Origin of the sequence: Janthinobacterium salmonicoloratum (assembly GCF_051380845.1) — a bacterium.
In the GTDB taxonomy this organism is placed as follows: Bacteria; Pseudomonadota; Gammaproteobacteria; order Burkholderiales; family Burkholderiaceae_D; genus Janthinobacterium; species Janthinobacterium lividum_F.
Map to the genome: position 1 here is coordinate 2201967 of NZ_JBNYXV010000001.1, position 13743 is coordinate 2215709.

The window sequence follows — 13743 nt, forward strand, 5'->3', positions numbered from 1 at the left end:
GAATCTTCCTAAAGTGGCAACATGCGCATCGCCGTGAACGGCCGCAGCGGCAGGCGTGTTGTCTGCGGCCGCCACGGTGATGCGCTACCCGAATTCCCCCCGGCCAGCGACAGGCCGGGTCCGCACCGAGACCTGGCGCCGAGCCCCTGCGCCGCTCCTGACTAAAAAACCTATGAAAAACGAGACCCTGCCCCCCGCTTCTCCCCTTGCCGCCACGCGCCGCCGGCGCTGGCGCACCCCCGTCCTGATCCTGGTCGTGCTGGGCCTGGCGGGCGGCGGCTGGACGGTGATGCAATCGAAGCAGCAAGCCGCCAAGGCTGCCGAACTGCAAGCGAATAAGAAGAAGGAGCAGGCAAAGACGCCCGTGCATGAGCTGGCGCAGGGCGACGTGGCCGCCATCGATGCGCGCGCGCTCAGCATCAGCCTGCCCCTGTCCGGCTCGCTGGCGCCCTTGACCCAGGCCACCATCAAGGCCAAGGTCTCCGGCGTGATCCAGGAAACGACCTTGCAGGAAGGCCAGCCAGTGGTCAATGGGCAAGTTCTCGTGCGCCTGGACGCAGCCGACCAGCGCGCCCGCCTGACGCAGCAGCAAGCCATGCTCGACGAAGCGCAGGCGCGCCTGTCGATGGCCAGCAAGAATGAAGCGAACAGCCAGGCACTGCTCAAGCAAAAATACATTTCGCAGACGGCTTACGACACGACGCAAAACTCGGTCGACCTGGCGCGCGCCAACGTCAAGTCCGCCGCCGCCATGCTCGACATCGCCCGCATCGCGCTGGCCGACACGGTGATCCGCGCACCGATGGCCGGCATCGTCAGCAAGCGCCACCTGCAGGCCGGCGAAAAAGTCTCGCCCGACATGCCCGTCTACACCATCGTCAACCTGGCGCAGCTGACCCTGGAAGCGCCCGTGCCCAGCGCGGACATCCCACGCATCAAGCTGGGCCAGGACGTGCACTTCAAGGTCGACGGCTTCGGCGCGCGCGACTTCGCCGGCAAGGTCGCGCGCATCAACCCCACCACCGAGAGCGGCTCGCGCGCCATGCTGGTCTACATCGCCGTCGACAATGGCGATGGCGCGCTGCGCGGCGGCATGTTCGCCAAGGGCAGCATCGTTACCGAGCGATCAATCGTGGCGCCGCTGGTGCCGTTGACGGCCGTGCGCAATGAAAAGCAGGGTCCCGTCGTGTATGCGCTGGTCAACAACAAGGTGGTCGCGCAACCCGTCACGCTGGGACTGCGCAACGAGGATGAAGGTTACGCCGAGGTCAAGTCCGGCCTGGTGCCGGGCACGAAAGTCATCATCGCCAGACTCGATGGCGTCAAACCGGGCCACAGCGTGACCTTCGCCGCGCCAGCCAGTGCGCCCGCCGCGCCGGCAGCCGTGCTGGCACGGAAGGATTAAATCATGTGGATGACCAAAGTCAGTATTCAAAACCCCGTCTTCGCCACCATGGTCATGGTGGCGCTGGTGGTGCTGGGCATCTTCTCCTATCGTGGCCTAGGCGTGGAAAGCATGCCCAGCGTGCAGTTTCCGTTCGCCGCCATTGAAGTGAACTACCCGGGTGCCTCGCCCGAAGCCGTGGAAAACGACATCACGCGCCCTATCGAGGACGCCGTCAACACCGTCAGCGGCATCAAGACCATCCGCGCCAACTCGTGGGAAGGACGCGCCGGCGTCTACCTGGAATTCGAGCTGTCGACCAACATGGACAAAGCCATGCAGGACTTGCGCGACAAGGTGGCCCTGGTGCGCCCGCGCTTCCCGAAAGAAGCCAAGGACCCGTTCATCGCCCGCGCCGAAGGCGACAACGAACGCCCCATCGCCACCATCGTACTGACGTCGACCGGGCATGACCTACGTTCGCTGTCGACCATGACAGAGCAAATCATCAGCAAGCGCTTTCAGGGCGTGGCCGGCGTGGGGCAAGTCAAGCTGCGCGGCCTGCGCGCGCGCCAGATCCTCATCAGCATGAAGCCGATCGAACTCAATGCCCAGGGCATCGGCGTCGATGAAGTCATCCGCGCCATCCAGGCCACGAACACCAATTTGCCGGCCGGCTCCATCAGCCATGGCGCTGCCGAACAATTGGTGCGCGTGGAAGGCAAGATCAAGGATGCGCGCGAATTCGGCAAGATCATCGTCGCGCGCCGCGCCATCGGCCCCGTCTACCTGGACCAGGTAGCCACCGTCGTCGACGGCGAACAGGAAGAACTGTCGATCTCGCGCATGAACGGCCAGCAAGCCGTGACCATGGAAATCACCAAGGTACAGGATGCCAACGTGGTGGAAGTGGGCACCGGCATCCTGAAAGTGGCGGCCGACCTGCAAAAGACCCTGCCGCCCGATATCAAGCTGCGCGTGCTGGACGACGAATCGGAACGCGTGCAAAGCCAGCTCAATAACGTCAAGCGCACCATCATCGAAGGCGCCGTGCTGACCATGGTGATCGTCTTCCTGTTCCTGCACTCGTGGCGCTCGACCATCATCACGGGCTTGACCCTGCCGATCTCCGTGCTGGCCAGCTTCATCGCCATGAAGGCGTTTGGCTTTACCCTGAACTTCCTGACCCTGATGGCGCTGTCCCTGTGCATCGGCCTGTTGATCGATGACGCCATCGTCGTGCGCGAAAACATCGTGCGCCACCTGGGCATGGGCAAGAACCACTACAAGGCGGCCAACGACGGCACCAATGAAATCGGCCTGGCCGTGATGGCCACCACGTTCGCCATCGTCGCCGTGTTCGTGCCGGTGGCCTTCATGGACGGCATCATCGGCCGCTTCTTCCTGCAGTTCGGCATCACCGTGGCGGTCGCCGTTCTCGTCTCCCTGTTCGTCAGCTTCACGCTCGACCCCATGTTGTCGTCCGTCTGGCGCGACCCCGTCAAGGGCCGCTTCAAGTACGCGCCGTGGCTGGGCCGCTTCATGGCCTGGATCGAGACAGGCATCGACCGCCTGCACGTCTGGTACGGCAAGGTACTGGAAGTGGCCCTGCGCTGGCGCAAGACGACGCTGGCCACGGCCGTCGCACTGTTCGCGGGCAGCCTGATGCTCGTGCCCATGATAGGCGGCGAGATGTTCCCGGAAACGGACCAGGGCTGGGTCAACCTGCGCTTCAAGACGCCCGTCGGTTCCAGCCTCGCCTACACGGATTCCAAGGTGCGCCAGATCGAAACGGCCCTGAAGGAATTTCCCGAAATCGACAGTCTCGTGGCCAATATCGGCACGCCGGATGGACGCAATGCGGCCGAGGTGAACCTGAAACTGACGGACCTCAAGACGCACAAGCGCCGCTCGCAGCAGGAACTGGAAAAGCTGATCCGCGAACGCCTGGCGCCGATTGCCGGCATCACCCTGTCGGTCGGCAACCGCCCCATCTTCATCGCCATCCTGGGCACGGATGAAGGCAAGCTCGATGAAGTGGCGCACCGCCTGATGGACAAGATGCGCACCATCAAGGGCCTGGCCGACATGGAATACAGCCAGGAAGGCGCCAATCCGTCGACCACCGTGAAGATCAACAACGAGCTGGCCAGCGACCTGGGCTTGTCGGTGCAGCAGATCGGCAATGCCCTGCGTCCGTTTGTCGCGGGCGACACGGTCAGTCACTGGCTGGCGTCCGACGGGCAAAACTACGACGTCAACGTGCAACTGCCGAAGTCGGGCCGTCAGAAAGTGGCCGACCTGGCCGACCTGTCGCTGGCGTCCAGCAAGCTCGATGCGAATGGCAAGCCGATCATGATTCCGCTGCGCCAGGTGGTCGAATTCGTGCCGTCGTCCAGCCCGCAGGTGCTGAAACGCCAGGCCTTGCAGCGCCGCGTCGCCATCTATGCGGGCGTGCAGGGCCGTCCTGCCGGCGACGTCGACGCCGACGTGCAGAAGGCCATCAAGTCCATCGACCTGCCGCCGGGCGTGCGCTTCGACGTGGCCGGCAATGCGCAGCAGATGGCTGAAACCATGGGCGGCGCGATGATGGCGCTGGGGATCGCCGTGATCTTCATCTACCTGGTGCTGGCGTCCCAGTTCGGCAGCTTTTTGCAGCCAATCGCCATCATGGTGTCCTTGCCGCTGTCGCTGATCGGCGTGCTGCTGGCCCTCTTGATCACGGGCAGTACCCTGAACATCTTCTCCGTGATCGGCTTCATCATGCTGATGGGCTTAGTCACCAAAAATGCGATTCTGCTGGTCGACTTCACCAACCAGCGCCAGCGCGAAGGACTGGGGCAATTCGAGGCGCTGATGGAAGCGGGGCAAGTACGTTTGCGCCCCATCCTGATGACGACCCTGGCGATGGTGTTCGGCATGCTGCCGATGGCCATCGGCATGGGCGACGGCGGTGAATCGCAGGCGCCGATGGGCCGCGCCGTCATCGGCGGCGTCATCACCTCGACCCTGTTGACTCTGGTGGTGGTGCCCGTCGCCTACACCTACCTCGACAGCCTGGGCAAGCGCGCCGCGCGCTTTTTCGGCGGCAGCGGCGGCGGCGAGCATGCCCACGCCGAATCCGGCGACGATGGCAAAGCGCACGCCCACTGATTTACCGGTCGCCTTCACCGTCCCCGCATTGGCGGGGACGACGCGGCGGCTTCCTGAAGAGAGCTTCAGTTGACCAAAGCAGCCCCACTGGCTAGACTGTCCCCGTTATCAATGATATGGAGTGACTCGTGGGTGCTTGTTCCAGTGACAGTAGTCGATTGACCATCGGCGATCGGCCTTAGGCAAGACGCGCGCATTCCGCCCGCCCTGCCCATGGCAAGGTGCGGTTTTACTAGCGGCGATGTCCATTCGCCGCCACTCCCTCCTCATCGTTCCACCGTTATCGTCTGCTGCCCCCTTTCGGGGCGAATTGTCTTCGCCCTTGCACTCGCCTGTTCCTCCCCAGCCGGGAGAAACTGATGGTGGTATTTGACTTTGCGCTGCGCGTTGCCGCGGCATTGACCCTGGGCGCCATGATAGGCGCCGAACGCCAGCTGCGCCAGCGCATGGCGGGCCTGCGCACGAACGCGCTGGTGTCCGTCGGCGCCTCGCTGTTCGTGATGGTTTCCGTGCTCGAAGGCGACAGCGCCGGCCATATGCGTATCGCCGCGCAAGTGGTGTCGGGCATCGGCTTTCTGGGCGCGGGCGTCATCATGCGCGAAGGCATGACGGTGCGCGGCTTGAACACGGCCGCCACCCTGTGGTGCTCGGCCGCCATCGGTATCCTGTGCGGCCTGGGGTTTGCCCTGGAAGCGGCCATCGGCACGGGGTTCGTGCTGGTCGCCAACCTGGTGCTGCGCCACCTGGCGCAGCGCATCAACGCCCACGGCAGCGACGCAGGCATCGAGACGGAAAGCATCTACCGCGTCACGGCCGTCTGCGAGGCGGAGCAGGAAATCCAGGTGCGCAAGCTGATGCTGCACTTGATCAGCGGCATGCCAGCCCTGATGCTGCAATCCCTGCACAGCGAGGATGCCGCGCACGCCGGGCGCATCGAAGTGCGGGCCGACCTGCTCACGCCCTTGTCCAGCCTGGGATTGCTGGAGCAGATCGTCAGCCAGGTCAGCCTGGATGGCAGCGTCTCGGCCGTGCGCTGGGCGCTGGTCAACAACGCGGAATTTGTCGCAGAGCGGGGAGTGTGATGATGAAAAAATTCTTCCATTGGTTTGCCAGACGCGGTCCTGTCGTGGCCACCTACCGCCTGACCGTCACCTGCCCTGCGGCGCAAGCGGACCACGTGGTGCGCCTGCTGCTGGCCGAACTCAAGGGCGCCGGCCTGGCGCCGTCGCAGATGCTGCGCAGCTGGGACGAGGCCCGGCAAGTGGTGCGCCTGATCGCCACGGTGCTGTGCCAGGCCGTGCAGCGCGCCGTGCTGGTGCGCTTCGTCAACCGTGCGGGCGCCTGGCCGCAAGTGCGGCAAGTGCGCTGGGAAGGCGTGGCGCCCTCAATCTGACGCGGGCAGGCGCAGGAGGAACAGTGCGCCGCCTTCCGGGCGATTCTGCGCCTCGATACTGCCGCCGTACGCATGCACGATGGCTTGTGACAGGGCCAGGCCCAGGCCGAAGCCGGGCGCCTCGCCCGCGCGCGCCTGGGCGCCCCGGTAAAAACGTTCAAACAGATGCGGCAAGTCTTCCACGCCGATGCCCGGTCCCGCGTCGGCAACGCCCACCAGCGCGTGCTCGCCCTCGCGCGCCACGTGCACGGTGATGCTGCTGCCGGACGGTGAAAACTTCACGGCGTTATCCAGCAGATTGGCCAGCACCAGGTCCACCGGGCCGGCCGCCACCCGCGCCTGCACGGGTGCGCCTGCATCGAAAACGATGCGGATGCCGCGCTGCGCTGCCGCCTTTTCCAGGCGCTGCGCGGCCGCCTGCACGAGCGGATTGAGTGCGATGGTTTCCACGGCATTGCGTTCCTGGCCCACGTCCAGGCGCGTGAGCATCAAGAGTTCTTCCACCAGGGTCGTCAGGCGCTGCACTTCATCGAGGCAGGACGCCAGCGCGTCGACATACTCGGGCGACTCGCGCGGGCGGCGCAGGGTGATTTCGATTTCCGTGCGCAGGCGCGACAGGGGCGACCGCAATTCGTGCGAGGCGTCGGCCGTGAAGCGGCGCTGCGCATCGTAGCCGTGCTCCAGGCGGTCCAGCATGGCGTTCAGGGTATCGACCAGGCGGCCGATTTCGTCCTGCGTGCCAGGATGCGGCAGGCGCTGGTGCAGGCTGGCTTCGCCGATCGAATGCGCCTGGCGCACCACGTCGTCGATGGCGCCCAGCACGCGGCGCGTGAGCATTTCGCCGGCCAGTCCCACGGCCGCCAGCAAGGCCAGCGCCATGGCGCCAAACAGCACGGTGGCCGCGGCCAGCACGTGATTGGTGTCGTCGAGCGAACCGGCCACCTGCACCGCCAGGCCTGCGCCGGATGAAGGCACGGGAATCGAGACCATGCGCAGCGGCTCTTCGCCAAACTTGGGCAGGGTTTCGAAGACGGTGTCGCCGGCCGCCAGGCGCGCCAGCAGGGCGGGAGGCGCCGGCAGCTGCGCCGCCTCCAGGTTGCGGCTGCGCGCCAGCACGCGGCCTTCGCTGTCGATGATCTGCACCAGGCGGTCGAGGCGCGTCAATGAGGGCGGCGCCAGGCCCGGCGCCACCTCGTGCACCTGCACGGGATGGCGCGGCGCGGCCGGCAGCATGGCCATTTCCGTCTCGGCCAGCGCCAGCAGGGCCGCATCGAGCTGGCCATGCACGGCGCGCGACAGGCCCCAGTAGCCGGCCAGCGCCGTGCAGGCGACGATGGCGAGGATGACGGCCAGGTGCACCAGCAGCAATCGCTTGCGAAAGCTAGCCACCATTGTTTTCCGCCAGGCGGAAACCGCGTCCGCGCACCGTATGGATCAATGGCGGCAGGCCCGGCGCATCCACTTTTCCCCGCAGGTTGCGCACGTGGACATCGATCAGATTGTCGATGCCGATCAGGTCCGCCTGCCATATCTGCTCGGCCAGACGCGCGCGGCTGACCACTTCGCCCGCCTGGCGCAGCAGGATCAATAAAATCGCATATTCCTTGGGTGTCAGCACCAGCGGCGTACCGGCCCGCGTCGCCTGGTGGCTGACGGGATCGAGCGTCAAATCGGCCAGCGCCAGCACCAGCGGACGGCTGATGTCGGAGCGGCGCAGCATGGCGCGGATGCGCGCCAGCAGCTCCTCGAATTCGAACGGTTTGGTCAGGTAATCGTCGGCGCCCGTGTTCAGGCCGGCCACCCTGTCAGCCGTGGCGTCGCGCGCCGTGAGCATCAGCACGGGCGTCTGGATGCCACGCGCGCGCAAGTCGCGGCAAAAATCGATGCCCTGCTTGCCCGGCAACATCCAGTCCAGCACGATCACGTCGTAGTCGACGGCGTAGCTTTCATCCTCGCCCTCTTCCGCGCTGTGCGCCACGTCAATGACAAAGCCTTCTTCCTGCAAGCCACGGGCCAGCAGGCGCGCCGCCTTGCGGTCGTCTTCCACCAGGAGGATTCTCATGCCAGCCTTTCGCGTCGCGCCCTGTTTTCCATGCTGGCATTTTACCGCGCTCCACCGCGCGCGCACCGAACCTGAAGAATGATTCAGGCATTCTTGGGCGCTTCTTCAGGACCACATTGCTATGCTTTCCCGGCGCTGTCATATCTCTGCCCGCGCCCCCTCTGACCGCCCGCCTGGGCACGGCATCCACGCATGCCCCCTCACCATCAATAACAAGGAAACCCGGGATGAACACGACCACCCGCAACGCCCTGGGCGCCAGCTGCGCCCTCGCTCTCGCTTGTTCGGCCCTGGCCGGCTGCGCCAAGCCGACGGCGGCAGCCATGCCCGCCGCTCAAACCATGCACCTGGACGACGGCAGCATCGCCGTCGACAAGATGTCGCCGCTGCGCCAGCGCCTGCAGATCGCCGCCGTGCAGGAACAGGAGATCGCCACGCAAACGGAGGCGCCGGGCAGCATCGTCGCCATGCCGGAAAAACTGGTGAAAATCACGCCGCCCCTGGCCGGGCGCATCACGCGCTTGCAGCGCGCCTTGGGCGACAGCGTCAAAGCGGGCGATCCGTTGTTCACCCTGGACTCGGCGGAATTGAGCGCCGCCTACGCGGACGACAGCAAGGCGAAGTCCGCCCTGCTGCAGGCGCGCCAGGAACTCGAGCGCCAGAAAACCCTGTTCGAGGCGGAGATCGCCGCGCGCAAAGAGTACGAATCGGCGCAGGCAGCTTTTGCGCAGGCCGGCAGCGACGCCCAGGCCAGCGCCGACAAGCTGGCCCAGTACGGCGCCGGTGCGCGCGGCACACGCGGCACCCGCCGCGACTATGTCCTGCGCTCGCCCATCGCCGGCACCGTGATCGCCATGGAAGGTGCCCAGGGCGGCTACTGGAACGATATCAACGCGCCCGTCATGACGGTGGCCGACCTGTCCACCGTGTGGCTGTCGGCCAACGTGGCCGAGAGGGACCTGGCGCAGGTGGCCGTGGGACAAAAGGCCAGCATCAAGGTCGACGCCTGGCCCGGCAAGGCTTTCGTGGGCAAGGTCGCGTATGTGGGCGCCGTGCTCGATCCCGAGACGCGCACGGTGAAGGTGCGCGTGGCCATCGACAACCGCACCGGCACCTTCAAGCCCGGCATGTTTGCCCACGCGGGATTCGCCGGCGCCAGCCGCCGCGCCCTCCTCGTGCCTGCGGCGGCCGTGCTGCAAAGCGGACCCTCGACGCGCGTGATGGTGGAGCGCAGCCCGCTGGTATTCACGCCGCGCACGGTGGAAGTGGGCGCCAGCCATGGCGACCAAGTGGAAATCGTCTCGGGCTTGCGCGTGGGCGAACGCATCGTCGTCAAGGAAGGAGTGCTGCTCAATGATTGACCGTTTCATCGCCACCTGCTGCCAGCGGCGCGGCATCGTCTGGCTGGTACTGCTGTTCGTCGCCGCCTACGGCGTCTACTGCTGGAAGCAGCTGCCCATCGAAGCCTATCCCGACATCGCCGACGTCACCTCGCAAATCGTCACGCAGGTGCCGGGCCTGGGCGCCGAGGAAATCGAGCAACAGATCACGATTCCGCTGGAACGCGCCCTGCTCGGCACGCCCGGCATGCATGTGCTGCGCACGCGCAGCCTGTTCGCGCTGTCGCTGATCACGGTCGTGTTCGAGGATGGCAGCGACGGCTACTTCACGCGCGAGCGCTTGCAGGAGCGCCTGGCCAGCGTGAACTTGCCGTACGACGCCAAGCCGGGGCTCGATCCCTATACCTCGCCGACGGGCGAAATCTACCGCTACACGCTGGAATCGAAAACGCGCTCCTTGCGCGAACTGTCCGAGCTGCAGTTCTGGACCGTGATACCGCGCCTGCAGCAAGTGCGCGGCGTAGCCGACGTCAGCAATTTCGGCGGCCTGACGACGCAGTTCATGCTGGAACTCGATCCCGCAAAACTCGACAGCTACGGTTTCTCGCTGGCACAGGTCAAGGACGCCATCAACGCCAACAACATCAGCGGTGGCGGCAGCGTCATCGACCGCGGCCAGCAATCGTACGTGGTGCGCGGCGTGGGCTTGCTGCACTCGCTTGACGACATGGGCAATGTCGTCGTCAGCAGCAAGGACGGCGTGCCCGTGCTGGTGAAGGACCTGGGCAAGCTCGCCTACGGCAATGTGGAGCGGCGCGGCATCCTGGGCAAGGATGACAACCCCGACACCATCGAAGGCATCACCCTGCTGCTGAAGGATTTCAATCCGTCCGAGGCGCTGGCCGGCATCCATGCGGCCGTCGATGACTTGAACGCCAATGTGCTGCCAAAGGATGTGAAAGTGGTGCCCTACCTGGACCGCAGCTCGCTGATCGACGCCACCCTGCACACGGTCAGTTATACCTTGGGCGAAGGCATGTTGCTGGTCGCCCTCGTGCTGCTGCTGTTCCTGGGCAGCCCGCGCGCGGCCGCCATCGTCGCGCTGACGATTCCGCTGGCCCTGCTGATCGCCTTCATCTTCATGCACCACTTTAAAATTCCCGCCAACCTGCTGTCGCTGGGGGCGATCGACTTCGGCATCCTCGTCGACGGTTCCGTGGTGGTGCTGGAAAACATGCTGCGCCGCCGCGAGCGCGAGCAGGAGCGGCCCCTCACACTGCAGGACGCCATCGAGGCGACCCTGCAGGTAACGCGCCCCATCATGTTCGGCATGGCCGTCATCATCGCCGCCTACCTGCCCCTGTTCGCCTTCCAGCGCATCGAATACAAGCTGTTTTCGCCGATGGCGTATGCGGTGGGCGCGGCGCTGGTGGGTGCACTGGTGGTGGCGCTGGTGCTGATCCCGGGCCTGGCCTGGCTCGCCTTGCGCAAGCCGCGTCGCGCCTTCCATAACCGCGCGCTGGAAAAGCTGGCGGCCGCGTACGGGCGCTTCCTCGAGCGCATGGTGGGCAAGAAGCGCTGGGTGGCCACCGTATGCGCCGCCTCGCTGGCGGGTCTGGCCCTGCTGGGCGGCAGCATCGGACGCGACTTCCTGCCCTATCTCGATGAAGGCTCGTTGTGGCTGCAGGTGCAGATGCCGCCCGGCATCACCCTGGACAAGGCGTCCGAGATGGCCAGTGAGCTGCGCCGCGCCGCGCTGGAATTCCCGGAAGTGTCGACCATCGTCACGCAGACGGGGCGCAATGACGACGGCACCGATTACTGGACACCATCGCACATCGAGGCCAGCGTGGGACTGCATCCGTACAAAAGCTGGAAGTCAGGCATGAGCAAGCAGCAGCTGATCGCGAAAATGAACGAGCGCTTCGCCCGCATGCCCGGCGTCACGGTGGCCTTCATGCAACCGATGATCGATGGCGTGCAGGATAAATTGTCGGGCGCGCACAGCGACCTGACGGTGAAAATCTTCGGCAACGACCTCGATGAAGTGCGCGCCATCGCCGGCAAGGTGGCAAATGCCCTGAAGACTGTTCATGGCGCCTCCGACGTGGCCGTGGACGTGGAGCCGCCGCTGCCCAACCTGAAGGTGGAGCTGGACCGCGCGAAAGCGGCCCGCTACGGCATCAACGCGGCCGACGTGGCCGACCTGATTGCCACCGGCATCGGCGGCGCGCCCATCGGCCAGGTCTACGTGGGCGAGAAAAGCTACGACATCGCCGTGCGATTCCCGCCCGCCACGCGTTCCAGCCCGGACGCCATCGCCAAGCTGATGCTCAACGCCGCCAACGGCGCGAGGATTCCGCTGGCGCAGGTAGCAAACATCAGCACCACCTCGGGCGAAAGCGTGATCGTGCGCGAAATGGGACGGCGCCACATCATCGTGCGCCTGAATGCCCGCGGGCGCGACCTGGCCGGCTTCCTGGCCGAAGCGCGCCCCCTGGTGGCGCAGGCCGTGGCCAACGAACACCAGCGCATCAGCGTCGAATGGGGCGGCCAGTTCGAAAACCTGCAGCGTGCGCAAAGCCGCTTGGCCCTGATCCTGCCGATGACCCTGGGCGCCATGTTCTTGCTGCTGTTTGGCCAGTTTCGCAATCTGCGCCAGCCCGCGCTGGTCTTGCTGGCCGTGCCGCTGGCCATGCTGGGCGGCTTGGCCGCGCTACACCTGCGCGGCATGACCTTGAATGTATCGAGCGCCGTCGGCTTCATCGCCCTGTTCGGCGTGGCCGTCTTGAACGCCGTGCTGATGCTGGCGCAGATCAACCGCTTGCGCGCCGACGAAGGCCGCAGTTTGCGCGACGCCGTGCTGGAGGGTGCGCGCGACCGCATGCGCCCCGTGCTGATGACTGCCACCGTGGCGGCCCTGGGTTTGACACCCGCCATGCTGGCGACAGGCCTGGGCAGCGACGTGCAGCGCCCGCTGGCCACCGTCGTGGTGGGCGGCCTGGTGACGGCGACGGCGCTGACCCTGCTGCTGTTGCCAGCCCTGTATTACCTGATCGAGGCGCACGTACACAAACGCCAGACCGATACCGAAGGAGTGAACCATGACACGTTTTAATCTGCTGCTGGCGGCTTGGCTGATCGCCCCCTGCGTCAGCGCCGCCCCGTTGAGCTTCGAGACCTACCTGTCCGCCGTGGAAAGCCACAGCCTGGAACTGCAGGCGCAGCAGGAAGGCATCACGTCGGCCAAGGCCGGCATCGGCATCGCCGGCCTGCGTCCCGATCCCGAATTCAGCCTGGGCGCCACACGCGAAACAGTAGCCACAGGAGGACACCGTCCCGTCACGTGGAACCCGGCCATCAGCATGGCCATCGAGACGGGCGGCAAGCGCGCCGCGCGCTTAAAGGCGGCGCACAGCAATGTCGCGCTGGCCGAAGAGACGGTGGCCGGCTTCAGGAGCGAACTGTATGGCACGGCCGCAGCCGCGTTCACGGAAGCGTGCCGCACACGCGAAGTCGCCGCGCGCAAGCAGCAGACCATGGCGGCCCTGTCGAAGGTGGTCGAGGCGAACGCCGTGCGGCGCAAGGCGGGCGACGTGGGCGGCATCGAGCTGCTGCAGTCGCGCGTGGAACGCGACCAGTTCCAGGCCGAACTGGCGCAGGCGCGCAGTGAGGCGGACAGCGCCATGCTGGCCCTGTCGCCGCCGCTGGGGCGCCAGTTCGATATCTTGTTTGCGGACGCGCAGCTGGCGTGCGACTTCGCCGCGTACGACAACAAGGATGCCAGCGTGCTGGTACCGCAGGCGCTCGACGCGCGCAGCGACGTGCGCATCGCCCGCGCCACCTTGGACAATCTGCGCGACGGCGCGGCCCTGGTGCGCGCCAACCGCGCCGTCGATCCCACCGTCACGCTGGGCCTGGCCGCCGCGCGCGGCTACCATGACGGCATTGATGGCAACGGCAATCCCGTCGACGGGTCGCCCCGCTCACGCGCATTGAGCCTGTCGCTGGCCATCCCCATTCCCCTGTCGCGGCGCGACAAGGGCGACATCGTGCAGGCGGAATCCGGCGTGACACAGGCCATGCTGGCCCTGCGCCAGGCGGAACTGACAGCGGAAACGCAAGTGCGCACGGCGCAGCGGCAGCTGCGTGCGGCACAGGACAGGCTGGCGCGCTACCGCGACGGCGTGCTGGTCGATGCGCAAAAGGTGGTCGATGGCATGCGTTTGTCTTACGTCAAAGGCAATGCGTCTCTGCTGGAATGGCTGGCGGCGCAGCGTTCGGCCGATGATGCTTACCAGGGCTATGTGCAGGCGCGCGCCGATGCCGCCATCGCCAGCACGCAGCTGCAACTGGCGATCGGCCAGCGGCCGCGCTTGTAGCGGGGGAAGGTAGAACGAGGAGTGACCGG

The 13743-nt window shown here is 66.0% G+C and carries 9 protein-coding genes; 7 read left to right on the forward strand and 2 right to left on the reverse strand.

The window, feature by feature from the left end; all coding sequences use genetic code 11:
- Positions 1–172: 172 nt before the first annotated feature.
- The 4 genes from ACQ4WY_RS10185 to ACQ4WY_RS10200 all read left to right on the forward strand — a co-directional run bounded on the left by ACQ4WY_RS10185 (position 173) and on the right by ACQ4WY_RS10200 (position 5930).
- Positions 173–1405, forward strand: a complete 1233-nt coding sequence (locus tag ACQ4WY_RS10185) for an efflux RND transporter periplasmic adaptor subunit (RefSeq protein WP_436503882.1) — start codon at positions 173–175, stop codon at positions 1403–1405.
- Positions 1406–1408: 3 nt separating this feature from the next.
- On the forward strand, positions 1409–4537 hold the full coding sequence (locus ACQ4WY_RS10190) for an efflux RND transporter permease subunit (protein WP_436503883.1): 3129 nt from the start codon (positions 1409–1411) through the stop codon (positions 4535–4537).
- A 359-nt stretch (positions 4538–4896) separates the two neighbouring features.
- On the forward strand, positions 4897–5619 hold the full coding sequence (locus tag ACQ4WY_RS10195) for an MgtC/SapB family protein (RefSeq protein WP_436503884.1): 723 nt from the start codon (positions 4897–4899) through the stop codon (positions 5617–5619).
- Between the two features lie 2 nt (positions 5620–5621).
- A complete protein-coding gene (locus tag ACQ4WY_RS10200) occupies positions 5622–5930 on the forward strand; it encodes a hypothetical protein (protein WP_353660084.1) in 309 nt (102 codons plus the stop codon).
- Here ACQ4WY_RS10200 and ACQ4WY_RS10205 read toward each other — a convergent pair.
- Positions 5922–7319 carry a sensor histidine kinase gene (locus tag ACQ4WY_RS10205; RefSeq protein WP_436504426.1) on the reverse strand — a complete coding sequence of 466 codons (1398 nt, stop codon included), beginning with the start codon at positions 7317–7319 and terminating at the stop codon, positions 5922–5924. The two genes, ACQ4WY_RS10200 and ACQ4WY_RS10205, sit on opposite strands and share 9 nt — an antisense overlap.
- Positions 7312–7992 (reverse strand): response regulator transcription factor, encoded by a 681-nt coding sequence (locus ACQ4WY_RS10210; RefSeq protein WP_436503885.1) that lies wholly within the window; start codon positions 7990–7992, stop codon positions 7312–7314. Before ACQ4WY_RS10210 ends, ACQ4WY_RS10205 begins: the two co-directional genes overlap by 8 nt.
- Positions 7993–8219: 227 nt before the next feature.
- Here ACQ4WY_RS10210 and ACQ4WY_RS10215 point away from each other — a divergent pair, with 227 nt between their 5' ends.
- The 3 genes from ACQ4WY_RS10215 to ACQ4WY_RS10225 are packed head-to-tail and all read left to right on the forward strand — an operon-like array spanning position 8220 to position 13714.
- Entirely contained in the window at positions 8220–9353 is a 1134-nt protein-coding gene (locus ACQ4WY_RS10215) for an efflux RND transporter periplasmic adaptor subunit (protein ID WP_436503886.1), read from the forward strand.
- Positions 9346–12450, forward strand: coding sequence for an efflux RND transporter permease subunit (locus tag ACQ4WY_RS10220; RefSeq protein ID WP_436503887.1), 3105 nt, complete (start codon positions 9346–9348; stop codon positions 12448–12450). The genes ACQ4WY_RS10215 and ACQ4WY_RS10220 overlap by 8 nt, the downstream gene beginning before the upstream one ends.
- Positions 12437–13714 (forward strand): TolC family protein, encoded by a 1278-nt coding sequence (locus ACQ4WY_RS10225; protein WP_436503888.1) that lies wholly within the window; start codon positions 12437–12439, stop codon positions 13712–13714. The genes ACQ4WY_RS10220 and ACQ4WY_RS10225 overlap by 14 nt, the downstream gene beginning before the upstream one ends.
- Positions 13715–13743: the final 29 nt, after the last annotated feature.